This is a genomic window from Bradyrhizobium sp. 930_D9_N1_4, from assembly GCF_052076015.1.
GTDB lineage: Bacteria > Pseudomonadota > Alphaproteobacteria > Rhizobiales > Xanthobacteraceae > Bradyrhizobium.
Window position 1 is genome coordinate 4,099,142 of the sequence record NZ_CP197236.1, and the last position, 21,879, is coordinate 4,121,020.

At 63.6% G+C, this 21,879-nt stretch carries 20 protein-coding genes; 10 read left to right on the forward strand and 10 right to left on the reverse strand.

Annotation, left to right across the window (positions count from 1 at the left end; translation table 11 throughout):
* Positions 1-81: 81 nt before the first annotated feature.
* The 3 genes from gyrA to AB7532_RS19310 form a co-directional block, all read right to left on the reverse strand.
* Positions 82-2,826, reverse strand: a complete 2,745-nt coding sequence (gene gyrA, locus AB7532_RS19300; RefSeq protein ID WP_441236348.1) for a DNA gyrase subunit A — start codon at positions 2,824-2,826, stop codon at positions 82-84.
* 192 nt (positions 2,827-3,018) lie between these two features.
* Positions 3,019-3,417 carry a DUF2306 domain-containing protein gene (locus tag AB7532_RS19305; RefSeq protein ID WP_441236349.1) on the reverse strand — a complete coding sequence of 133 codons (399 nt, stop codon included), beginning with the start codon at positions 3,415-3,417 and terminating at the stop codon, positions 3,019-3,021.
* 153 nt (positions 3,418-3,570) lie between these two features.
* Positions 3,571-4,068 carry a single-stranded DNA-binding protein gene (locus tag AB7532_RS19310; RefSeq protein ID WP_148777910.1) on the reverse strand — a complete coding sequence of 166 codons (498 nt, stop codon included), beginning with the start codon at positions 4,066-4,068 and terminating at the stop codon, positions 3,571-3,573.
* A 433-nt stretch (positions 4,069-4,501) separates the two neighbouring features.
* Between AB7532_RS19310 and AB7532_RS19315 the strand changes: the two genes are divergently transcribed.
* The 4 genes from AB7532_RS19315 (at position 4,502) to uvrA (ending at position 10,493) form a co-directional block, all read left to right on the forward strand.
* Complete coding sequence (locus tag AB7532_RS19315) at positions 4,502-5,245, forward strand: outer membrane protein (RefSeq protein ID WP_441236350.1); 744 nt, start codon at positions 4,502-4,504, stop codon at positions 5,243-5,245.
* 237 nt (positions 5,246-5,482) lie between these two features.
* Positions 5,483-6,229 carry an outer membrane protein gene (locus tag AB7532_RS19320; protein WP_441236351.1) on the forward strand — a complete coding sequence of 249 codons (747 nt, stop codon included), beginning with the start codon at positions 5,483-5,485 and terminating at the stop codon, positions 6,227-6,229.
* Positions 6,230-6,379: 150 nt separating this feature from the next.
* Positions 6,380-7,183, forward strand: coding sequence for an outer membrane protein (locus tag AB7532_RS19325; protein WP_441236352.1), 804 nt, complete (start codon positions 6,380-6,382; stop codon positions 7,181-7,183).
* A 331-nt stretch (positions 7,184-7,514) separates the two neighbouring features.
* Positions 7,515-10,493: an excinuclease ABC subunit UvrA gene (uvrA, locus tag AB7532_RS19330; protein ID WP_441236353.1), complete on the forward strand. Its 2,979-nt coding sequence runs from the start codon at positions 7,515-7,517 to the stop codon at positions 10,491-10,493.
* 62 nt (positions 10,494-10,555) lie between these two features.
* Here uvrA and AB7532_RS19335 read toward each other — a convergent pair whose 3' ends face one another.
* Positions 10,556-11,092, reverse strand: a complete 537-nt coding sequence (locus AB7532_RS19335; protein WP_441236354.1) for an RNA 2'-phosphotransferase — start codon at positions 11,090-11,092, stop codon at positions 10,556-10,558.
* Between the two features lie 65 nt (positions 11,093-11,157).
* On the opposite strand from AB7532_RS19335, the gene AB7532_RS19340 reads away from it, so the two are divergent.
* Positions 11,158-11,799 (forward strand): HAD family hydrolase, encoded by a 642-nt coding sequence (locus tag AB7532_RS19340; protein WP_441239310.1) that lies wholly within the window; start codon positions 11,158-11,160, stop codon positions 11,797-11,799.
* 84 nt (positions 11,800-11,883) lie between these two features.
* Here AB7532_RS19340 and AB7532_RS19345 read toward each other — a convergent pair whose 3' ends face one another.
* Complete coding sequence (locus tag AB7532_RS19345) at positions 11,884-12,837, reverse strand: YVTN family beta-propeller repeat protein (RefSeq protein WP_441236355.1); 954 nt, start codon at positions 12,835-12,837, stop codon at positions 11,884-11,886.
* A 2-nt stretch (positions 12,838-12,839) separates the two neighbouring features.
* Positions 12,840-13,406: an SRPBCC family protein gene (locus tag AB7532_RS19350; protein ID WP_441236356.1), complete on the reverse strand. Its 567-nt coding sequence runs from the start codon at positions 13,404-13,406 to the stop codon at positions 12,840-12,842.
* Between the two features lie 360 nt (positions 13,407-13,766).
* Here AB7532_RS19350 and AB7532_RS19355 point away from each other — a divergent pair, with 360 nt between their 5' ends.
* Positions 13,767-15,848 carry a DUF1217 domain-containing protein gene (locus tag AB7532_RS19355; RefSeq protein WP_441236357.1) on the forward strand — a complete coding sequence of 694 codons (2,082 nt, stop codon included), beginning with the start codon at positions 13,767-13,769 and terminating at the stop codon, positions 15,846-15,848.
* A gap of 14 nt (positions 15,849-15,862) precedes the next feature.
* On the opposite strand, the gene AB7532_RS19360 is transcribed toward AB7532_RS19355, so the two are convergent.
* From AB7532_RS19360 to AB7532_RS19370, 3 genes are all read right to left on the reverse strand, one after another.
* Positions 15,863-16,723, reverse strand: a complete 861-nt coding sequence (locus AB7532_RS19360; protein ID WP_441236358.1) for a PCC domain-containing protein — start codon at positions 16,721-16,723, stop codon at positions 15,863-15,865.
* A gap of 9 nt (positions 16,724-16,732) precedes the next feature.
* The gene (locus tag AB7532_RS19365; protein WP_441236359.1) at positions 16,733-18,340 is read right to left on the reverse strand and encodes an acyl-CoA synthetase; all 1,608 of its coding nucleotides are present in this window, start codon (positions 18,338-18,340) and stop codon (positions 16,733-16,735) included.
* Between the two features lie 105 nt (positions 18,341-18,445).
* The gene (locus AB7532_RS19370; RefSeq protein WP_441236360.1) at positions 18,446-18,943 is read right to left on the reverse strand and encodes a hypothetical protein; all 498 of its coding nucleotides are present in this window, start codon (positions 18,941-18,943) and stop codon (positions 18,446-18,448) included.
* A 94-nt stretch (positions 18,944-19,037) separates the two neighbouring features.
* On the opposite strand from AB7532_RS19370, the gene AB7532_RS19375 reads away from it, so the two are divergent.
* The 3 genes from AB7532_RS19375 to AB7532_RS19385 all read left to right on the forward strand — a co-directional run bounded on the left by AB7532_RS19375 (position 19,038) and on the right by AB7532_RS19385 (position 20,153).
* Positions 19,038-19,397: a hypothetical protein gene (locus AB7532_RS19375; RefSeq protein ID WP_441236361.1), complete on the forward strand. Its 360-nt coding sequence runs from the start codon at positions 19,038-19,040 to the stop codon at positions 19,395-19,397.
* Between the two features lie 83 nt (positions 19,398-19,480).
* Positions 19,481-19,756 carry a GNAT family N-acetyltransferase gene (locus tag AB7532_RS19380; RefSeq protein WP_441236362.1) on the forward strand — a complete coding sequence of 92 codons (276 nt, stop codon included), beginning with the start codon at positions 19,481-19,483 and terminating at the stop codon, positions 19,754-19,756.
* 121 nt (positions 19,757-19,877) lie between these two features.
* The gene (locus AB7532_RS19385; protein WP_441236363.1) at positions 19,878-20,153 is read left to right on the forward strand and encodes a GNAT family N-acetyltransferase; all 276 of its coding nucleotides are present in this window, start codon (positions 19,878-19,880) and stop codon (positions 20,151-20,153) included.
* Between the two features lie 53 nt (positions 20,154-20,206).
* On the opposite strand, the gene AB7532_RS19390 is transcribed toward AB7532_RS19385, so the two are convergent.
* Positions 20,207-20,602, reverse strand: coding sequence for a DUF3597 domain-containing protein (locus AB7532_RS19390; RefSeq protein ID WP_441236364.1), 396 nt, complete (start codon positions 20,600-20,602; stop codon positions 20,207-20,209).
* Between the two features lie 333 nt (positions 20,603-20,935).
* Here AB7532_RS19390 and AB7532_RS19395 point away from each other — a divergent pair, with 333 nt between their 5' ends.
* Positions 20,936-21,844 (forward strand): DUF2189 domain-containing protein, encoded by a 909-nt coding sequence (locus tag AB7532_RS19395; RefSeq protein WP_441236365.1) that lies wholly within the window; start codon positions 20,936-20,938, stop codon positions 21,842-21,844.
* Positions 21,845-21,879 lie beyond the last annotated feature (35 nt).

Consider the following 21,879-nt stretch of genomic DNA (forward strand, 5'->3'; position numbering starts at 1 on the left):
CGAAGCGCAATCCGGGACTTTCCGCGCGTGGCTAGAAATCCGGATTTCGCTTCGCTCCATCCGGGCTACGGGAGTGACGTATCACTCCCCGTTTGATTCCCCGTTCGCGCCGTTTCCGCTCTCGGCCTCTTCCGTGATGTGCTCGACCGAGACGACGTGCTCGTCCTCGGCGGTATCGAACACGATCACGCCTTGCGTCGAGCGCCCGGCGACGCGGATGCCTTCGACCGGGCACCGGATCAGCTGGCCCTTGTCGGTGACCAGCATGATTTGATCGGCATCTTCCACGGGGAAAGAGGCCACCAGATTGCCATTGCGGTTGTTGACGCTCATGGCGACGATGCCTTTGCCGCCGCGGCCCGTGGTGCGATACTCGTAGGACGAGGTCCGCTTGCCATAGCCGTTGACGGAGACAGTGAGCACGACCTGCTCGGCCGCCGACATCTCGACATAGCGCTCCTGGGCAAGCTGGAAGCTGCCGGAGGTCTCCTCGGCCTCGGCATCCACCGCGGGCTCTTCAGCCGTAGCTTCGCCGGCAACCGCGCGGCGCATCTTCAGATAGGCCGAGCGCTCGTCCGAGGTGGTCTCGACATGGCGCAGGATCGCCAGCGAAATCACCTTGTCGCCTTCGGCAAGCGCGATGCCGCGCACGCCCATCGAGGTGCGCCCGGAGAACACGCGCACGTCGGGGACAGGGAAGCGGATGCACTGGCCGGCGGCGCCGGTCAGCAGCACGTCGTCGTGCTCGGTGCAGATCTGGACATCGACAATCGCTTCGCCGTCGTCGAGCTTCATCGCGATGATGCCGGAGCGACGAACGTCGACGAAGTCGGACAGCTTGTTGCGCCGGACATTGCCGCCGGTTGTGGCGAACATCACGTCGAGATTGCCCCAGGTGGATTCATCCTCGGGCAACGGCATGATGGTGGTGATGCGCTCGCCCTGCTCCAGCGGCAGGATGTTGATCAGTGCCTTGCCGCGCGCGTTCGGCGCCGCCATCGGCAGGCGCCAGACCTTCACCTTGTAGACCTGGCCACGCGACGAGAAGAACAGCATCGGCGTGTGCGTGGACGCCACGAACAGGCGAGCGACAAAATCCTCGTCGCGGGTCTGCATGCCGGCGCGGCCCTTGCCGCCACGGCGCTGCGCCCGGTAGGCCGACAGCGGCACGCGCTTGACATAGCCGGCGTGGGAGACGGTGACCACCATGTCCTCGCGCTGGATCAGGTCTTCGTCCTCGACCTCGCCTTCCTGCTCGATGATCACGGTGCGGCGTGGCGTCGCGAACTCGGCCTTCACCTCGGCGAGCTCGGTCTTGATGATACCAAGCACGCGCTCGCGGGAGCGCAGGATGTCGAGATAATCGGCGATCTCGCCGGCGAGCTTGTCGAGTTCCTCGCGGATTTCGTCGCGACCGAGTGCGGTGAGGCGCTGAAGGCGCAGATCGAGAATCGCCCTCGCCTGCTCCATCGACAGCCGGATCGTGCCGTCCTCGCTGATGCGGTGACGGGGATCGTCGATCAGCGTCAGCATGTCCTCGACATCCCGCGCCGGCCAGTCGCGCGACATCAGGGTGTCGCGGGCGGTGGTCGGGTCGGGCGAGGTCCTGATGACGCGGATCATCTCGTCGATATTGGCGACCGCGATCGCCAGACCGACCAGGATATGCGCGCGATCGCGCGCCTTGGCGAGCAGGTACTTGGTGCGTCGCGTGACGACCCGCTCACGGAAGTCGACGAAGATCGCCAGCAGGTCCTTCAGATGCATGATCCGCGGACGGCCGCTGTCGAGCGCCACCATGTTGACGCCGAAGCTCGTCTGCAGCGGCGTGAATCGATAGAGCTGGTTCAGCACCACATCCGGCACGGCGTCGCGCTTCAACTCGATGACGACGCGGTAGCCGTCACGATCGGATTCATCGCGCAAATCGCCGATGCCCTCGATCTTCTTTTCCTTCACCAGCTCGGCGATGCGCTCGACCATCGTCGCCTTGTTCACCTGGTAGGGAATCTCGGTGATGATGATCGCCTCGCGCTCCTTGCGGATGGTCTCGATCGCGACCTTGCCGCGCATCATGACCGAGCCGCGGCCGAGGTGATAGGCGGCGCGGATGCCCTGCCGTCCGAGGATGACGCCGCCGGTCGGGAAATCCGGTCCCGGCACGATGTTGATGAGTTCGTCGATGGTGAGCGCGGGATTGTCGATCAGCGCGACGCAGGCGTCGATGACCTCGCCGAGATTGTGCGGCGGGATGTTGGTCGCCATGCCGACCGCGATGCCGCCGGCGCCGTTGACGAGCAGGTTCGGGAACTTGGCCGGCAGGACCGACGGCTCGGTCTCGTTGTTGTCGTAGTTCGGCTGGAAGTCGACGGTGTCCTTGTCGATGTCGGCCAGCAGGGCCAGCGCCGCCTTCGTCAGGCGCGCTTCGGTGTAACGATAGGCGGCCGGGGGATCGCCGTCGACTGAGCCGAAATTGCCCTGGCCGTCGATCAGCGGCACGCGCATCGAGAAGTCCTGCGCCATGCGGACCATGGCGTCGTAAATCGACTGGTCGCCGTGCGGGTGATACTTACCGATGACGTCGCCGACCACGCGGGCGGATTTGACGTACTTCTTGTCGGGCGTGTGCCCCTGCTCGTTCATCGAGTACAGGATGCGGCGGTGCACCGGCTTCAAGCCGTCGCGGGCATCGGGCAGCGCGCGCGCCACGATCACGCTCATGGCGTAGTCGAGATACGACTTCTTCATCTCCTCGAAGATGGAGACGGGGCGAATGTCCGAGGGTTGCGCCGGCTGGTCGCCGGGCTTGTTGTCGTCGTCAGCCAAGGGGAAATCCGGTGAGATTTTATCTGGGAATCATATAGCGCATCGCCCCCCCGATAACCACCCTTGCATGGCCAAGGGAAGCGCTTTTTCCCTTCGTTCTTTCATGGACTTACGGGATGGGCCGGAGGCTGTTCCAGCGCCCCGTTCCGGACACCGGCGGCACCGCGGCGCGGGCCCCGATGGCGGCCAGCGCTACGGCCCGAAAACCACTTCATGCATGATCCGGCCGGGCAGGAAGGTGAACAGCCCGGCAATCACGAGCGCGCCGAAGAAAATAGAGATCATCGTGATCTTGTGGCGCCGGACATTGCGGGTTCGCGCGGCCGTCACGCCCAATACGAGCATCACCAGCGCGAAGATCGAGAGCAGATGGATCGGGCTCCACGGACCGACCAGACGGATCTGGTGGATCCAGAACGAGCTGAGCGCCACGACCAGCATCAGCCCAACCCAGGTCCAGCCCAGAGCCCGGTGCGGCAGCGTTCCCTTGGGTGCGGCGAGCTGAACGATTCCGAGGACGAACGCAGCCATGGCCGCGAACGCGTGCAGCGGGATCGCCGGAGCAGCCTCAAGCAGCGGCGTCAGACTCACGCCTCATCCCCTCACGACGATGTCCCTGAGACGCAACATGAGCGCAGCCGGGAAACCCCAGTCTTCCCAGTCGACTGATAAGGATTGCTGACACTTCAGGAAAGCCGGCGCCGCGCTTGCGGCGCGCATGCTCTGGCAGTGGCCCAGCGGGCCTCAGAACGGGATATCGTCGTCCATGTCGTTGTTGCGGCCACCGCCACCGCCCGCGGCGACCGCACGGCGCGGCGCACTGCTGACGGGACCGGAGGAGCCGAAATCGCCGCCGGGCTCGTCGCCGAAGCTGCCGCCTCCCCCGCCGCTGCGACCGTCGAGCATCGTCAGGGTCGAGTTGAAGCCCTGCAGCACGACCTCGGTGGAGTATTTCTCGACGCCCGCTTGATCAGTCCATTTGCGGGTCTGGAGCGCACCCTCGATGTAAACCTTCGCGCCCTTCTTCAGGTACTGCTCGGCGACCTTGCAGAGCCCCTCATTGAAGATCACGACGCGATGCCACTCGGTCTTTTCCTTGCGCTCGCCGCTGTTCTTGTCACGCCAGGTCTCCGACGTCGCGATGCTCAGATTCGCGATCGGCCGCCCGTCCTGGGTGCGGCGGATTTCGGGATCCTTGCCGAGATTTCCAACCAGAATGACCTTGTTGACGCTTCCCGCCATCGCCGCTCTCCACTCCGAATGCCACTGAATTCAAAGGCTGAGCCCGCTTCCCGCGAGGCTCTGCCGCCCTGTTGAGGCGACCCTATACGCTTGCGAGGGCCGATCGCCCCACCGCGCCCTCGGTTATCCCCAAATATAGCACCGAACCAATCCTCGTTCCACATTTGTTCCAAATAAATCGCCACGACCCAAGCGTGCATGCCGGAACTCGATGTCACTGTTCACGCTGCAATGCATTGGAACTCCAATAGCCAAGAAAATACTTAACATTCATTAGCTTAGGACCACGACAGTGCGTCCGTGAGTGTTGCATTCCGGAGACGGACTCCCCCTTCCGATCGGAGTACGCTTCGCTTGGACTTGGATCATATGGGCGTCGCGCCTGATGACCGCTTCAGGGACTCCGGAAGCGGACAACACTGGGGAGACTGCAATGAAGAAAATTCTGTTCGGCACAATTGGAATTGTTGCGTTGGGGCTCTCGGCTCCGGCCGGTGCTGCGGACCTCGCTGCCCGTCCCTATACGAAGGCGCCGGTTGCGCCCCCCGCTCCGATCTATACCTGGACCGGTTTCTACGCCGGTATTCAGGGCGGCGGTGGCTGGGGCCGCAGCGACGAAACCTTCTTCGGCGCTCCGAATACGGCAATCTTCGCTGGTTCTCAGGACTACGACATCACCGGCGGCTTCGTCGGCGGCGTGTTCGGCTACAACTGGCAGTCGGGTCCGGTCGTGTTCGGCATCGAAGGCGATTACCACTGGTCTGATATCAGCGGCCGTTCAGCCGGGATCAATGCCGGCCTTGGCGACACCTACTTCACGAAGATCCGCAGCTTCGGCGATATCAAGGGCCGCCTCGGCTATTCGACCGGTCCCGCTCTATGGTTCGTCAGCGGCGGTGCGGCGGTCGGCGACATCCAACATCGCTATGACGGCATCCCCGGAAACGTCTTCGTGCAAAACGACTGGCGTTGGGGTTGGACCGTCGGTGCCGGCGCCGAATACATGTTCGCTCCGAACTGGTCCGCAAAGGTCGAGTACAACTATATCGATTTCGGCAACAGCGCCATTCAGTACAGCCCCGTAGCGACCAATCGCTCCGAGTGGAATGATACCGTGCACACGGTCAAGGCCGGTGTGAACTATCACTTCAACTGGGGCGCGCCCACGAGGTACTGATATCCCTCTGATATCTCATTAAGATCAAAGGCCGGCCTCGCGCCGGCCTTTTTCGTTTTCATGTGTGCAGGAGCAACAATGGGTCAGGCATTGTTACATTTTGTGGTTGCTGTGACTTTTGAGCGACACAACTTGCAGCTTTATTGATGTAGACCGTCAGCAGTTGGACCAACGCGTCCGCTGCCCTTCCACCGCACGGAAGGCAATATCAGAAACCGGGACTGGGATTTGTTGAAGATGAAAAAGGTTTTGTTGGCTTCGGCCTGTTTGTTCGCTCTCGCCGCTCCGGCTTCGGCCGCTGATCTGGCGGCCCGCCCCTACACCAAAGCTCCGGTGGCGATCTCCTCGATCTACAACTGGTCCGGCTTCTACATCGGCGCCAACGCCGGTGGTGGCTCGAGCCATAATTGCTGGGATCTCACCGCTGTCGGCGTCGCCGCAATTCCGGTCACGCCCGAGGGCTGTCACAATGCGACCGGCGCTATCGTCGGCGGTCAGATCGGCTATCGCTGGCAGTCGGCCAGCTGGGTGTTCGGCCTCGAAGCCCAGGGCGATTGGGCTGACCTGAAGGGCTCGAATACCAGCTCCCCGGCCGCTCTCGCGCCGCTGGTGAACAACACCAAGATCGACGCCATCGGCCTCTTCACCGGCCAGGTCGGTTACGCCTGGAATAACGTGCTCTGGTACGTGAAGGGCGGCGCGGCCGTCACCCACAACAAGTTCAATGGCTCGGTGGCTGGCGTTACGCTCGACACCGTGAACGACACGCGTTGGGGCGGCACCGTCGGCACCGGCATCGAGTTTGGCTTCGCTCCGAACTGGTCGGTCGCGGTCGAATACAACCACCTGTTCATGGGCAAGCACACCGACACCTTCACCTTCCTTGGCGTGACCACCCGCAGCGACAGCATCAAGCAGGACGTGGATATGGCCACGGTTCGCCTGAACTACACTTTCGGCGGCCCGATCGTCGCCAAGTACTGAGTTCAGTACTTAGCTCCAACGCCATCCGCGTTACGAAAGGCCGGCCTTGCGCCGGCCTTTTTGTTTTCGCGCGAGGGTGCGCCGGACCGTCAAGGAATCGTGGGGCGCAAATCGCCCACGCGAATTGGCTCGGTGCGTTGGGGACGTGAAATGAAAACATTGGCGCTCAAGACTCGGACGCTGAAGTCCTCGACACCAAATTCCTGGGCGCTGGCTGCGGTCAGCCTGTTCGCACTCGGCGCGGTCGCACCCGCCGGTGCCGCCGATATGCCACTCTACAAGGCGCCCGTGGCGCCTGTCCTCACCTATGACTGGAGCGGTATCTATGTCGGCATCAATGGCGGCGGCGGCCTGGCCCACGCCTGCTGGGGCGTGACCAGCGCGCTTGGCGTTGCGGTCGATCCGGCCGTCGGCGAAGGCTGTCACAATGCGGGCGGTGGCACGGTCGGCGGACAGCTCGGCTATCGCTGGCAGAAGTCGCGCTGGGTGTTCGGCATCGAGGGCCAGGGCAACTGGGCCGACTTCAAGGGCAACAATGTCAGCGTGGCGTTGGCGCCGATCACCAACCAGACCAGGATCGACAGCTTCGGTCTCTTCACCGGCCAGATGGGCTACGCCGTCAACAGCCTGTTGCTTTACGGCAAGGCCGGCGCCGCCGTAGCCCACAGCAAATACGACACCTTCTTTCCGGGCGCGCCCGCAGCGGCGGCGTTCAACAGCGTCAACCAGACCCGCTGGGGCTACACGGTCGGCATCGGCGTGGAATGGGGCTTTGCCGAAAACTGGTCGGTCGGCGGCGAGTACAACCACGTATTCCTCGGCCATCACAGCGCCGACTTCGCAACCCTCGTCGGCGGCTTCGCCCCGCGTACCGACCGGATCGGCCAGGACATCGACATGGGCCTGATTCGTATCAATTACCGCTGGGGCGGCCCGGTCGTTGCCAAATACTGACCCGGAGCATTGAGCCAGAGTTTCCGCAGGAACCTCCAAGTCCTGTCTCTGCGCGGATTGCCCCAAATCCGCATCCAAACGCGAACGAAGGGCCGGCCTCGCGCCGGCCCTTCGCATGTTCCGATTTGCCCGCTCCTGCCAGATGCCGCCAGCGCGCCAACAATCCGTTGACGATTCGCACACGCCACTGGAAATCCACTCCCGTTCTTCCTACGTTCGCTGACAACCCCATCGGCGCCGATCCCGGTTCCGGGCGAAGCGTGCCTTCTACGTTGGCGCGATCGCGCGCCCTTTGGAAATTTGCCCTCGGGATTCCTTGAGGACCACCAGGATGGATGAAGTGATCAAGGCGAAGCGCCAACAACCGAACGCCGGCTCCAGCCGGCACGCAATTACGATCCGTGGCGCGCGCGAGCACAACCTCAAGAATGTCGACGTCGAAATTCCCCGCGACAAGCTCGTGGTGTTCACCGGCCTCTCCGGCTCCGGCAAATCCTCGCTCGCCTTCGACACCATCTACGCCGAGGGCCAGCGCCGCTACGTCGAATCGCTATCCGCCTATGCCCGCCAGTTCCTGGAGATGATGCAGAAGCCCGACGTCGACCAGATCGACGGCCTCTCGCCGGCGATCTCGATCGAGCAGAAGACGACCTCGAAAAACCCGCGCTCGACCGTCGGCACCGTCACCGAAATCTACGACTACATGCGCCTGCTCTGGGCACGCGTCGGCGTACCCTATTCGCCCGCGACCGGCTTGCCGATCGAGAGCCAGACCGTCTCGCAGATGGTGGACCGCGTGCTGGCGCTGCCGGAAGGCACCCGCCTCTATCTGCTCGCGCCGGTCGTGCGCGGCCGCAAGGGCGAGTACCGCAAGGAGCTCGCCGAATGGCTCAAGAAGGGCTTTCAGCGCGTCAAGGTCGACGGCACCTTCCATGAGCTTGCGGAAGCGCCGACCCTGGACAAGAAATTCCCACACGACATCGACGTCGTGGTCGACCGCATCGTGGTGCGCGCCGATATCGGCCAGCGCCTCGCCGAAAGCTTCGAGACCGCGCTGAAGCTCGCCGAGGGCCTTGCCGTCGTCGAGTTCGCCGACGCGCCGGCGGCCACAGCGCCGGCCGAGGAAAAGAAGAAGACCGCAAAGATCCACGACAAGAGCGGCCCCGAGCGCATCCTGTTCTCGGAAAAGTTCGCCTGCCCCGTCTCTGGCTTCACCATCCCCGAGATCGAGCCGCGCCTGTTCTCGTTCAACAACCCCTACGGCGCCTGCCCCGCCTGCGGCGGCCTCGGCGTCGAGCAGCATGTCGACGAGGATCTCGTCATCCCCGACAAGGAGCTCGCCATCGGCAAGGGCGCGATCGCGCCCTGGGCCAAGTCGTCGTCGCCCTACTACGTGCAGACGCTGACCGCGCTCGGCAAGCACTACAAGTTCACGCTGACCACCAAGTGGAAGGACCTGCCGAAAAAGACGCAGAACGCCATCCTCCACGGCTCCGGCGAGGACGAGATCAAGTTCTCCTACGAGGACGGGGTGCGCTCCTACGACACCAAGAAGCCGTTCGAGGGCGTCATCACCAACATCAACCGCCGCTATCGCGAGACCGAGAGCGAGTGGGCGCGCGAGGAGCTGGCGAAATATTTCCACGACGTGCCCTGCGGCGCCTGCAACGGCTTCCGGCTCAAGCCCGAGGCGCTCTGCGTCAAGATCGGCGGCAAGCACATCGGCGAGATCTCCGAGATGTCCGTGAAGGGCGCCGGCGCGTGGTTCGAGACCGTGCCTGATACCCTCAACGCGCAGCAGAACGAGATCGCCGGCCGCATCCTCAAGGAAATCCGCGAGCGCCTCACCTTCCTGCTCGACGTCGGCCTCAACTATCTCACGCTGTCCCGCTCCTCCGGCACGCTGTCCGGCGGCGAGAGCCAGCGCATCCGCCTGGCCTCCCAGATCGGCTCGGGCCTGACCGGCGTGCTCTACGTACTGGACGAGCCCTCGATCGGCCTGCACCAGCGCGACAATGCGCGCCTGCTCGACACCCTCAAGCGGCTGCGCGATCTGGGCAATACCGTGATCGTGGTCGAGCATGACGAAGACGCCATCCTTCTGGCCGATTACGTGCTCGACATCGGCCCCGGCGCCGGCATGCATGGCGGCAACATCGTCGCCGAGGGCACGCCCGCCGAGATCATGCGCAACCCGAAATCGCTGACCGGCAAATACCTGACCGGCGAGCTCGAGGTCGAGGTGCCGGAGCGGCGCCCGCCGAACCATCGCCGCACCATCAAAGTGGTCAACGCACGCGGCAACAATCTCAAGAACGTCACGGCGGAAATTCCGCTCGGCCTGTTCACCGCCGTCACCGGCGTCTCCGGCGGCGGCAAGTCGACGCTGCTGATCGACACGCTCTACAAGGCCATCGCCCGCAAGCTGAACAACGCCAGCGAGGGCGCCGCCCCACACGACCGCATCGAGGGCCTCGAGCATATCGACAAGATCATCGACATCGACCAGTCGCCGATCGGCCGCACCCCGCGCTCGAACCCCGCGACCTATACCGGCGCCTTCACGCCGATCCGCGAATGGTTCGCCGGCCTGCCCGAAGCCAAGGCGCGCGGCTACGAGCCCGGCCGCTTCTCCTTCAACGTCAAGGGTGGCCGCTGCGAGGCCTGCCAGGGCGACGGCGTCATCAAGATCGAGATGCACTTCCTGCCCGACGTCTACGTCACCTGCGATGTCTGCAAGGGCAAGCGCTACAACCGCGAGACGCTCGAAGTCCTGTTCAAGGGCAAGAGCATCGCCGACGTGCTCGACATGACCGTCGAGGAAGCCGCCGAGTTCTTCAAGGCGGTGCCGCGCGTGCGCGAGACTTTTCAGACATTGCACCGCGTCGGGCTCGATTACATTCACGTCGGCCAGCAAGCGACGACGCTCTCAGGCGGCGAAGCCCAGCGCGTCAAACTGGCAAAAGAGCTGTCCAAGCGCGCCACCGGCCGCACGCTCTACATCCTTGATGAGCCGACCACTGGCCTTCACTTCCACGACGTCAAGAAGCTGCTGGAGGTGCTGCACGAGCTGGTCGCGCAGGGCAACACGGTCGTCGTCATCGAGCACAATCTCGAAGTCATCAAGACCGCAGACTGGGTCATCGACCTCGGCCCCGAAGGCGGCGACGGCGGCGGCGAGATCGTCGCCTGGGGCCCGCCGGAAGACATCGCGAAGGCGCCGCGGAGCTACACGGGCAAGTTTCTGGCGCCGGTGCTGAAGAAGGCGGGGAAGCCGAAGCGGCGGAGCACGAGCGAGGCGGCGGAGTAGAGGAGAGATCTGCAATCGATAGCGAGGCCGATGCACAGCATCGTCCTCTCTAGTCTGCCGGTCTACGCCAGGAACTCCGGCGGTACATGATCGGTCAACCATACTCCATTGTCTGCACGGAAGAATTTGAACCCCTTCAGATACATGCCACCCGCATCGATCTTGAAGATGTGAGGCTTGCCGCGGCGCTGACCGACGCGCAATGCGGTCTCCTCATCGGATGACAGATGCACCTGTTGGCGCGCTTGCGGCTTCAACCCCTCCGACAGGATCGCTTCAACAAACCGCGTCGCCGTCCCGTGATAAAGTATTGAGGGCGGTTGTTGGGGTGGCAAGCCGAGCTCCACCGATACCGAGTGCCCCTGCGCGGCGCGGATGTTGAGCCCGTCGGCCGACAGCGAAAATCTTTTCTTGTCACTGCTCGCGACGACGCCGAGCAGGTCGGCGCGGTCGAACTTCGTCCCCGCAGCACTGGCTTTTTCAACCAGTTCGTCGATATTTGCCCATCCCTCGACACCGAGCGTCAAGCCGATCTCATCGGGCTTGTGCCTCAGCACGAAGCTCAAGAACTTGCTAAGTTGAATCTGATCGACCGGCATCTGTGCATTCCTGTTCCACTCTTGTACATCTGGCTATGAAGTTCGACCAGACCTGCCGCCATTCTATGCCCTACTCCCTCGCCATCTTCGATCTCGACGGCACGCTGGCCGACAGCTTTCCGTGGTTTCGGCGCACCATCAACGACGTCGCCGATCGCTTTGGGTTTCGCCGCGTTGCGGATGAGGATGTCGAGGGGCTGCGGCATGCCTCGACGCGCGAGATCCTGAGCCGGCTCGAGGTGCCGCTGTGGAAGCTGCCGGCGATCGTGCGGCATGGGCGGCGGCTGAAAAGAAAAGCGGCGGCGGAGATTTCACTGTTCGGGGGCATCGAGACGATGCTGCGAACGCTGACGGAGAACGGCGTACAACTGGCGCTGGTGACATCCGACAGTGAGGCCAATGCGCGCGAGAAGCTTGGCAAGGCGGCGGCGCTGTTCACGCATTTCGACTGCTCGGCATCGGTGTTCGGCAAGCCCGCAAAGTTTCGCCGGGTCATTCGCCGCGCCGGCGTCGAGCCGGGCAAGGTCATCGCGATCGGCGACGAGGTCCGCGACATCGAGGCGGCGCGGGCGGTCGGGATTGCCTGCGGTGCGGTCTGTTGGGGCTATGCGGCTCCGGCGGCGCTGCGGGCGCTCGGGCCGGATCACGTGTTTGAGCGGGTGGAAGAGATTGCGGATACCGTATGCCGAAATCGTAGGGTGGGTTAGCCGAAGGCGTAACCCACCACTTCTCTATCCGGGTGGCGAGTAAAGAGGTGGATTACGCCTTCGGCTAATCCACCCTACACTCCCCTACTCCGTCTTGCGCAGGAACGCCCCGAAGGCCCTTGGGCCGTCGCCGGTCTTGACCTTGCCCACGACCTTGAGCTCAGTCGCATCGATGATCTCCAGCGTGTTGCTCTCCCAGCAGGCGACGATGACGCGCTTGCCGTCGGCGGTCGCGGCAATGCCTTCGGGATAATCGCCGACATTGATGCGCTTGACCGGCTTCAACGTCGCAACGTCGAACACACTGACCGTGCCGCCATATTGATCCGTGACGAAGCCGCGGCCTTGCGTCAGCGCCACCGCATAGGGGCGCATCCCGACCGGCACGCGGCCGATCTCGCGGCCTTCCGCGATGTCGATCACGGAGACGTCGTCGGAGCCGACATTGGCGGTGTAGGCGCGCTTGCCATCGGCATCGATGGTGACGCCGAACGGACGGGTGCCGACCTTGATGGTCGCCTTGCGCTGGCGCGTCGCGGTGTCCACGACCGAGACGCTGTCGTCGTCGCGATCCGCCGAGAGCAGCAGCTTGCCGTCAGGCGTCACCGCCAGCCCCGAGGGCGAAGCGCCGACCGCGATGCTGGCCGTGACGCTGCGGGAGGCCGTGTCGATCACCCGCACCGCCGCCGCATACCAGTCGGCGACATAGACCGTCTTGCCGTCAGGGGCGACCGCAATGCCGAGCGGCCCACCGCCGACCTCGATGCGGCCGGCGACCTGCCGTGTCGCGGCGTCCACCACCGTCACCGCTTTGGCATCGGGGCTGGTGACATAGGCAAAGCGCCCGTCCGCGCTGACGGCGAGGCCGGCCGGCTTGCCGCCGATCGGAATGGTTGCAACGCTACGCGCGGTGGCGAGGTCGACCACCATCAGATCGTCGCTGAGCTGGTTGGTGACGAACGCCTCCTCGGCGGACGCGCCGCCGATGCCTGCGAGCCAAAGGCTGGCGGCGAGCGCCGCCAGGACCAGTGCCCGCACGGTCAGCTTCCGCTCTCGATCTTCTTCTTCAGCGCCTCGAGGCCGGTCTTGTAGAGCCCGCTTACCGCGGTCTTTGCAGCTTCGTCGCTCAGCTCCGGCGGCGGGTCGTTATTGGGAAAGCCGCGGTAGAACGCGCCGGCCCATTCCAGCGTGGCCTTGCCGTCGGACGCCGGCGACACGGTCAATGTCGAGGAATAATTGGTGACGGGCAGCACCTTCACGTCGACCTTGGTGATCCGGTACGAATAGCTCAGCATGTCGGGCTCGTATTTGTAGAGCTCCTCCTCGACGGTCGCCCCGCCCGTAAGCGTCAGCGTTCGCGTCGCGCCGACCTCGTTGCCCTTCTCGCCCGTGGTCTTGGTGACGGGCGGAAGCCAGCTCATGTCCTGGAAATTACTGATCGCCGCCCACACCTTGGCCGGCGGCGCATTGATCTCGATGGATTCCCGCACCTTCTGCCGGGTCGGCCCATGCGCCCAAACCGGCGCAAACGCCGCCGTCAAAACCGCCGCGCCCGCAGCGCCCAAGACCGCGGCCACAGCTGTGCGCCGTCCAATCGTCACCCTCATCTCGTTTCCTCATACGTCTCATTGATCGTGCGCGACTTGATGCGCGCTGGGATCATGGTAGCGCATTTTGGGGCGGAGAACCCGCGTGGGTTACCGCAAAAACTCCGGCATCACCTATCCACTTCGATCCAGAACATATCGGGAACACAATCCCCGCGAAAGCCGCACCTGAGAAACATACGGAAACACATAGAAACAGACTCAATATGCGACGCTTGAACAGACACTAAATCCAAGAGTGTGGGCCAGGATGGCCCCAAGAAGACGAAGACAGTCTGCTGGCATGAGGCCAGCCCCCACCTCGCGACCCCGCAATGATTGAGGGACGTCCGGGACCGTAAAGCCCGCGAGGAATGCGCGATGGTCACAACGTATTTCAGCTACAGCTACATCACGCGCAATCTCAAGCAGTCCCTGACGCGGGTCGAGCAGCAGCCGGACGTCGCGCGCGAGGCCGCCTATTACAAGGCCAACATCGGCAAGGTGAAGACCGTCGATGATTTCATGAAGGACTATCGCCTGTATCACTATGCGACGAAGGCGTATGGGCTGGAAGACATGGCTTACGCGAAGGCCTTCATGAAAAAGGTGCTGGAGAGCGATCTCTCGGACCCGACGAGCTTCGTCAACAAGCTGGTCGACAAGCGTTACCAGGAATTTGCCGCGGCATTTTCCTTCAACGGCACTGCAACGCCGGTTGCGCAGTCGGACAACCAGACCGATGAGATGATCGGGCTCTACACGGCGACCAAGAAGAATCAGGTCGATGCCATTGCCGACGACACGAATTACTACAGCACCGAAATCGGCAACATCACCAGCGCAGACCAGCTCCTGAACAACGACCGCCTTCGCAACTATGTCTTTTCGGCCTACGGGATCGATCAAAGCAAGTGGCCGCCCGACACGATCAGCCAGGTCCTGCGCAGCGATCCGTCCGATCCGACCAGTTACGTCAACACCACCTTCGCGTCTCAGTTGAGCGGCCTCAACGCCCAGCTTGCCCAGGCGCAATCGGATGCCGACGCCGCCGATTTGAAGATAACCGACTACACGAAGCAATTATCGCAACCGGGTGCGGACGTGACCCAGTTGAACGTCCAGATCGTGATCGAAAAGTATCACCTGGACTCAGCGAAGAAGATCGTTTCCGGCCTCGACGACCAGATCGCGACGATCAAAGGGTTTGTGGACCTGGCCGGCGCGTTCGAGTTTTCGCCTGACGGGTCGCTCCCGGCAGGTACTCCTGCGCAGACAGCCGCAAATATCGCACTCACGAAACAACGGTTCGATACCAGCAAGGCCGACGTCTACCAGGCGGCAAGCCCGATCTACGAAGCCCTGGCGGTCAAGCAATTCAGGGCGGACCTCCTCAAGATCACTTCACTCCAGGCGTTCGTATCGACACCGGGCGTGTATGAATTCGCGCTGGGCGCCGTCGGCCTCGATCCCGACAAGGTCTCGCCGGAAATCATCAAAAAAGTCCTCGAAAGCGACCTTAGCGATCCCAAGAGCTACGTCTATACCCTCAAGGACACACGCTACGTTCAGCTCGCGCACGCCTTCAACTTCGATGCAAAGGGCAATCTGACCACGCCGCTGGTGGCGCAGGATTCTGCCGAAGTTCTCCAGATTGCGAGGGACTACGTCATTCAAGCGGTGAAGAGCGCAAGCACGGCGAGCCCTCAGCAGCAAAAGGCCGTTCGCGCACAAGCCACCCAGGACGCGACGGAATATCAGCAGGCGATCGCAGGCATCGACAGCGTGTCCGATCTTCTTGCAAACAGGCCCATGGTGGATTTAATCCTCCTGGCCAAGGGTCTGGATCCCAGGAAGGTCACCACCGAATTTCTCAAGAAGGCCTTCGCCTCCGACCTGAACGATAAAAAGAGCTTCGTGAACACGCAGAGCGATCCCCGCTTTGCCGAGATCGTTGCGTCCTTCAATTTCGACAGCAAGGGCAACGTCGCGCGCCTGCCGATGATCGGACCCCAGAAGCGGGATCAGCTCCGTGACACGCAGGCGAATTATCTCCAGCAAAGCCTGGAGCTGCAGCAAGGCGAGACCAATCCCGGCGTGCGCCTGGCGCTGTATTTCCAGCGCAAGGCGGGGGACATTACGTCCGCATACGACATCCTGGCCGACAAGGCGCTTTCGGAAGTGTTCAGGACCACCTTCAATCTACCGGATTCGATGGCGGCGATGCCGATCGACCAGCAGGCCAAGTTCGTCGACAAATTCATGAAGATCAAGGATCTGTCAGATCCCGCGAAGGTCGCGAAGCTGCTCAATCGCTTCTCCGCCATGTATGACGTCAAGAACAGCGAGAGCACCGGCCAGGCGCAATCTCCCTTGCTCAACCTCTTTCAAGGATCGAACTCAGGCCTATCGAGCATGAGCGAAGCCACGTACCTGGCCATCGCCAAATTACGCTCTCATTGACGATCGCGCCGATATCAGCCCAGCACCTCGAGCACCAGCTCCATGGTCATCAGCACAGGATTGTCGCCGCGGATGAGACGGCCCTCCGCAATGCCGCCGGTGTAGTCGATCAGGGCGACGTCGAGCGCAGCTTCCAGTGCACCGGAAGCACCGGGCGCGATGGTCCCGGCCGTTATCGCAAGTTCGGTGGCAAACGGCTCGGTGACACCGCCATGGGTGAAGCGCGCGCCGACGGTTGAGCCGACGCCGCCGTGGATCTTCGCGCGCGCAATGCCGCGCTCGCGGCAAAAATCCTCGAGAGAGAAGGCAAAGTCCTGATTGGGCCGCAGCCGCAGCGCGAAGGCGCGGCTCGTCGTACGCGCGCCGGTGCTCGCGGAGGCGACCGGCCCGAACAGTTTGAAATTGGTTTCAGGGTCGGGCTCGGCGGTGAACATCGTACCCTCGGTGCCGAAGGCCTCGACCTCGAACGGTTCGGCGACGACGGTCTCGTCCGGCATCATGTGGCCGCCTCCGGCCTTGCCGTCCGCCTCCGTCCATAGCCCGTGGCAATGAAAGAACGGCGCACCGTCGCGCGCGCCGAGCGTCATGCTGCCGAGCCTCGTGTGCGTCACGCCCGCGGGGCGATAGGTATCGCTGTAGAACGCAGCATTCTCGCCGGTCTTCGACAGCGCCGGCATCACATAGGCGAACGGCCCGAGCGTGCCGCGACCGAACGTCAGCACACCGCCCGCAAACCCCTCCGCGGCAAAGCCGCGGCGCGCGGCTTCCAGCAGCGGCAGGCCGGCTTCAAGCGTGAAGGTGAAGGCACGCCCCCTCGCCTCCACCCATTGGATGCGTTCGGCGACGGGCGCGCCCGGCTGCTTGATGCTGCGCATGACCTTCGCTCAGCCTGTTTTCGTCTTGTCGAGGTCGAGCAGCCCGCGCGCCTCGAGCTCGTCGCGCACCATGCGCTTCGGCACCTTGCCATAGCCGGACTTCGGCAAGGCCTCCCAGAAGAAGAAGCGTTTCGGCATCTTGTAGCGCGGCACCTTCGGCAACAGGAACGCCGCCATCTCCGCTTCGCTCACCGGCTTCTCGCCTTCGCGGGGAACGCAGACGGCGATTCCGACCTCGCCCCAGGTCGCATCGGGCACGCCGAGGACAGCGACCTCGCCGACCGCCGGATGGGTCAATATCTTCTCTTCGATCTCACGCGGATAGATGTTGGAGCCGCCCGAGATGTACATGTCGGAGGCGCGTCCCGTGATGTAGACGAACCCCTCCTCGTCCATGTGGCCGAGATCGCCGGTGCGGAACCAGCCGTTGCGGAACGCCTTCGCATTGGCCTCGGGGTTGTCGTAGTAGCCGGCGAGCACGGCAGGCCCGATCACGCAGATCTCGCCGCTCTGGTTGGCGGAGAGCTCGCGGCCCTCGTCGTCCTGAATCGAGACCTGCATGCCGGTGCGCTCGAAGCCGCAGGTGCCGATCTTCGCATACGGCCCGTCCTCGGGATCATGCAGTGCCGCCGGCAGCACCGTGATGTTGCCGGTGACCTCGCCCAATCCAAAATACTGCACGATGACCTTGCCGAGCTTCTTCAGCGCGGTCTTCTGATCCTCGCGATACATCGGCGCGCCGGCATAGATCACGTGGTGCAGCGAGGAGTGATCGTATTTGTCCACCGCGGGATGCTCGACCATCATCTTCAGGATCGTCGGCACGGTAAAGAGATTGCTGACGCGATGCGTTTCGATCAGGCGGAATGCCTCGCTGATGTCGAATTTTTCGGTCGGCAGCAAAACCGTGCAGACGCCGCGCGCGGTCTGCACCAGCTGATGCACGCCGGCGCCATGCGACAGCGGCGCCACCACCAGAGATGCATCGGCATCCGTCACGCCGGGGGTGAGATCGGCGAGATGATTGGTGACCACAAAGCCCATCTGGCCGTGGGTCAGCACCGCAGCCTTGGAGCGGCCGGTGGTGCCGGAGGTGAAGAAGAACCAGCAGGGATCGTCGTGCTCGACGGCGACGTTCTCGACCAGGCTGCCCGCCTGCGAGGCGATCGCTTCGGCCACCGAACGCTCGCCGAACGAAGCCTTGCCGTCGATGCTCCAGGTGAACTCCAGCGCGCCGCCCGTCACCGCTGCGGCATGCTCCGGGAAATCCACATGGCACAGAAACGCCTTCGCGCCGGAGGCCTGCGCGAGATAGGTGACCTCGTCCGGCATCAGGCGAAAATTGGTGGGCACCCAGACCGCACCAAGCCGGAACGCGGCGAACATCGAGACAAACATCTCGTCGCCGTTCTTGGAATGGACGAGGATGCGGTCGCCCTTGACGATGCCGCGCGCGGCGAGTGCTGCGGCCAGCGCCGAAACCTGCGCATCGATCTCGCGCCAGGTCCAGGATTTGTCACCCCAGACGAAGCCGGGACGCGATCCATGCCGCCGCGCATTCTGGGTCAGCATGTGAGCGAGATTCATGACGCGGCGGGACATGCGCAGGGGCTGCATCGGGCTTCCTCTTCGATGGCGGACGGCACGTGAACCGCACGCTCATTGCGGCTCATTTATCGCCATCGCCCGCGACCCTGCAAGGCCACCGGCCGCACACCTGCCCTACGGCTGCCTGAACGCGAACGGCGTCGCCGTGATCGCCTTCTCCTTGACGCAGGCCTGCGCACCGAACCCGCCACAGAAGCTGCCGTGCAGATCGAAGCGAATGGTGCGCGCGGCGCCCCGCTTCATCGGCGGCGCCAAAATCTTGTAGCTGCGGACGTGGCCGTCGAACACCGGACGCACGTTGCCGTCAGGCAGCGTCACCAGAATGGTCATGACGCAGCCGCCGGTTCCGCAATAGGTCGTCTCGCGCTCTCCGCATTTGGTGTCACGGAAATCGACGATGTAATCCTCGCGGCCGTCACCGGTCAGGTCGATCTTGCGCACGGTGTCGGCTGCGAAAGTCACCGCGCCGCCGTCCTGGCTCGCGCACTCCTCGTTGGCGTAACGGATGGCCTTCTGCACACCGGCCGGATAGTCGGCCGGATCGAACGGCTTTGCGTCGTGGGCACGCGCGACAGAGGCGAGGAGAACGAGCACGAGGATCAGATAGCGCATGCGCGTTTGTCGCCGGCACGGCCGCAATCGTTCAGACAATTTTAAGCACGATCGGCGCAACCTTCGTCAGTTCTCGCGTACAGAGTGCCGCATCATGTTCAAAGCGCCCGCCTTCCTCCTGTTGTCGCTGGCGCTCGGCGGATGTGCCATGGGCCCGCAAGCCCGCCTCGGCTCAGATCCCGCATTCAAGCCGGCGCGCTATGCGTGGGATGGGGCTGGCGAGGATCCCAATCAGCTGCGTTCTGCCTCGCGCTCCTCGCGCGCAACGCGAACCGCCGCAAGCTCCAGCCCGCAAGCCGGGCCCCAGCCCTATTCGAAGGAATGGTGGCAGGCGCAGGACGGCATCGAGGCCGAGCAGGATGCCAGGGTCAACCGCTCCCTCGTCATTTGCCGGGGCTGTCTCCCCCGGCAGCCGCAGCCGGAAGATTCCAGGCTCGCCAAAGCGAGTGATTGAACCGGACGGCCCTCGCATCGGAAACCCGCCGGCCGACGCTGCGTTATGTTAACGGACTCGCTGAAGAGCTGACCGGAGAGAACATGAGCGACGTCATCGACAACAAGGCCCATCACCGCTTCGAGCTGGAGGTCGAGGGCCATCTGGCGACAGAGCACTACAAGCTCGGCGGCAATTTCATCACCTTCGAGCACACCGATGTGCCGAAGGCGCTCGGCGGCAAGGGTGTCGGCGGAAAGCTCGTGCAAGGCGCACTCGACCAGGTCCGCAGCGCGGGATTGAAGCTGATCCCGGAATGCCCATTCGTGAAGGCGTGGATCGAGAAGCATCCGGAGTATCAGGACCTTGTGAAGGTCTAGTCACGCTATCACCGGGCGCAACGCGCATTTTCCGGATATCTCCCTTGCGGCATTCTCCCTTGGCCAGAGCCGGTTCGGACGCCTAGATCAGGGACAAGACAGCACCTCGGAAGGATCTGGCATGGCGGCATCGGTACGCGACAACAAGGACAGGAGCCGGTTCGAGCTCGACGTCGGCAGCGACATCGCCTTCGCCAATTACCGGCTGACGCCGTCGGCGGTGATCATCACCCACACCGAGACGCCGCGCGCACTGCGTGGCCGCGGCATCGCATCCGAGCTGGTCAAGGGCGCGCTGGATTTGATTCGCCGCGACGGCCACAAGGTGATCGCGGGCTGCGGCTTCGTCGTCGACTATCTCGAGCGGCATCCGGAAGATTCGGATCTCGTCGCCTGAACGCAAAAGGGCCCGCGAGATCGCGGGCCCTTCGCAAACGATCGAGAAATCGATCAGTGCTTGATTTCCGGCGGCAGCTTGCCGCCATTGGCGGCGAGCTTGGACATCACCTGCTTGTGCAGCCAGACGTTCATGCTCGCGGAGTCGTTGGTGTCGCCGGTGTAGCCGAGCTCCTTGGCGAGATCCTTGCGCGCAGCAAGGCTCGAGTCGATGTCGAGCGCCTTCATCAAGTCGACGATCGAGGTGCGCCACTCCAGCTTCTCGCCCTTGTGCGCGGCAACCGCCGCGTCGACGATCGCCGCAACGTCGACGTTTGATGCAGGCGCGGACGCCGATCCGGCCGGCGCAGCGCCGGCGGACGCGCTGCCCGATGGTGCGCTGCCTGCGGGCGCGGCGGAAGCAGGACTGCTACCGAAGATCGCGCCCATGATTTTCCCGAAAATGCTCATGTCTGCTCCCCGAAAAGGATCCGTTGGAAGGGCCTTGAGTGGCACTTATAGACGAAGTTACTGCGTAGCGCCCGCGAAGTTCCTGCGAACGAGCCAGCAGCATCAGCTTATCTGCGGCGAAATGACGGCCGAATGACGCATTCGAGTTGCACTGCGGCAACGAATCTCACCCAAGCGTGAGGGACAGGACTCGGAAATCGGCGTACGCTTTCCGTTCAGCTCGCGATGCCATCAGGAATTCGCGTCTGGTGGGAATCGCGAGACTCAAAGAGAGCGGCCGCTTGCGCCGTTGCCGGCGCCGAATTCGGCTGCATGGCAAGGGAGCTAGCGACCATGGCCACGTTCTACCAGGGCAATGTCCCCACCGTGGGTCCAACCGCCGAGGCGGCTGGACCGGTCATTCGAACCATCGAACTCGCCGACCTGCACGACGCGCTCAGGCGCGGCTGGGAAGATTTCAAGGCCGTTCCGAGCCACGCCATCATCCTCTGTGTGATCTATCCGGTGCTGGGCCTCGTGCTTGCCCGCGTGGTGATGGGCTATTCGGTGCTGCCGCTGTTGTTTCCGCTGGCCGCGGGCTTCGCGCTGATTGGCCCCTTTGCTGCGCTCGGTCTCTACGAACTCTCCAGCCGCCGCGAACGCTATGAGTCTGCCAGCGCCTGGGATGCCATGGAAGTGCTGCGCTCGCCCTCGTTCGGCGCCATGCTCGGTCTCGGCACCTTGCTGCTCGCCCTGTTCGTGACCTGGGTTGCGACCGCGCAGGCGATCTATGTCGCGGCGTTCGGTTATGAGGGCGCGACCGGGATCTCCGACTTCATGACGCGCGTGCTGACGACGCAGCAAGGCTGGTGGCTGATCGTGGTCGGCTGCGGCGCCGGCTTCCTGTTCGCGCTCGCCGCGCTCTGCATCAGCGCCGTGTCGTTCCCGTTGATGCTCGACCGCCATGCCGGCGCGTTCGAGGCGATGGTGACGTCGCTGCGCGTGGTCGCCAAGAACCCGGTGCCGATGGCGGCCTGGGGCGTGATCGTGGCGGTGCTGCTGGCGCTGGGCACGATCCCGGCCTTCCTGGGCCTTGCCGTGGTGATCCCCCTGCTCGGCCATGCCACCTGGCACCTCTACCGCAAGGCCATCGTCTCCGAGCCCGGCGCACGTCCGGTGGCGCCCCCGCCGCACCGTCCGCGCAAGCCGGCCGCCGACTTCCCCGCCAACCTCTTCCCCTGGCGTAACAGGACGGACGCCTGACGCTATCGTGACATGTGATCCTGCCCGGGCTCGGC

Coding starts and splice junctions, on each gene's coding strand:
- AB7532_RS19380 (WP_441236362.1), top strand. CDS start 19,481: ATGAGCGACGTCATCGACAACAAGGCCCATCACCGCTTCGAGCTGGAG.
- AB7532_RS19335 (WP_441236354.1), bottom strand. CDS start 11,092: ATGCCGGTCGATCAGATTCAACTTAGCAAGTTCTTGAGCTTCGTGCTG.
- AB7532_RS19395 (WP_441236365.1), top strand. CDS start 20,936: ATGGCCACGTTCTACCAGGGCAATGTCCCCACCGTGGGTCCAACCGCC.
- AB7532_RS19355 (WP_441236357.1), top strand. CDS start 13,767: ATGGTCACAACGTATTTCAGCTACAGCTACATCACGCGCAATCTCAAG.
- AB7532_RS19315 (WP_441236350.1), top strand. CDS start 4,502: ATGAAGAAAATTCTGTTCGGCACAATTGGAATTGTTGCGTTGGGGCTC.
- AB7532_RS19385 (WP_441236363.1), top strand. CDS start 19,878: ATGGCGGCATCGGTACGCGACAACAAGGACAGGAGCCGGTTCGAGCTC.
- AB7532_RS19360 (WP_441236358.1), bottom strand. CDS start 16,723: ATGCGCAGCATCAAGCAGCCGGGCGCGCCCGTCGCCGAACGCATCCAA.
- AB7532_RS19325 (WP_441236352.1), top strand. CDS start 6,380: ATGAAAACATTGGCGCTCAAGACTCGGACGCTGAAGTCCTCGACACCA.
- AB7532_RS19350 (WP_441236356.1), bottom strand. CDS start 13,406: ATGAGGGTGACGATTGGACGGCGCACAGCTGTGGCCGCGGTCTTGGGC.
- AB7532_RS19375 (WP_441236361.1), top strand. CDS start 19,038: ATGTTCAAAGCGCCCGCCTTCCTCCTGTTGTCGCTGGCGCTCGGCGGA.
- AB7532_RS19310 (WP_148777910.1), bottom strand. CDS start 4,068: ATGGCGGGAAGCGTCAACAAGGTCATTCTGGTTGGAAATCTCGGCAAG.
- AB7532_RS19340 (WP_441239310.1), top strand. CDS start 11,158: ATGCCCTACTCCCTCGCCATCTTCGATCTCGACGGCACGCTGGCCGAC.
- AB7532_RS19390 (WP_441236364.1), bottom strand. CDS start 20,602: ATGAGCATTTTCGGGAAAATCATGGGCGCGATCTTCGGTAGCAGTCCT.
- AB7532_RS19320 (WP_441236351.1), top strand. CDS start 5,483: ATGAAAAAGGTTTTGTTGGCTTCGGCCTGTTTGTTCGCTCTCGCCGCT.
- AB7532_RS19370 (WP_441236360.1), bottom strand. CDS start 18,943: ATGCGCTATCTGATCCTCGTGCTCGTTCTCCTCGCCTCTGTCGCGCGT.
- uvrA (WP_441236353.1), top strand. CDS start 7,515: ATGGATGAAGTGATCAAGGCGAAGCGCCAACAACCGAACGCCGGCTCC.
- AB7532_RS19365 (WP_441236359.1), bottom strand. CDS start 18,340: ATGCAGCCCCTGCGCATGTCCCGCCGCGTCATGAATCTCGCTCACATG.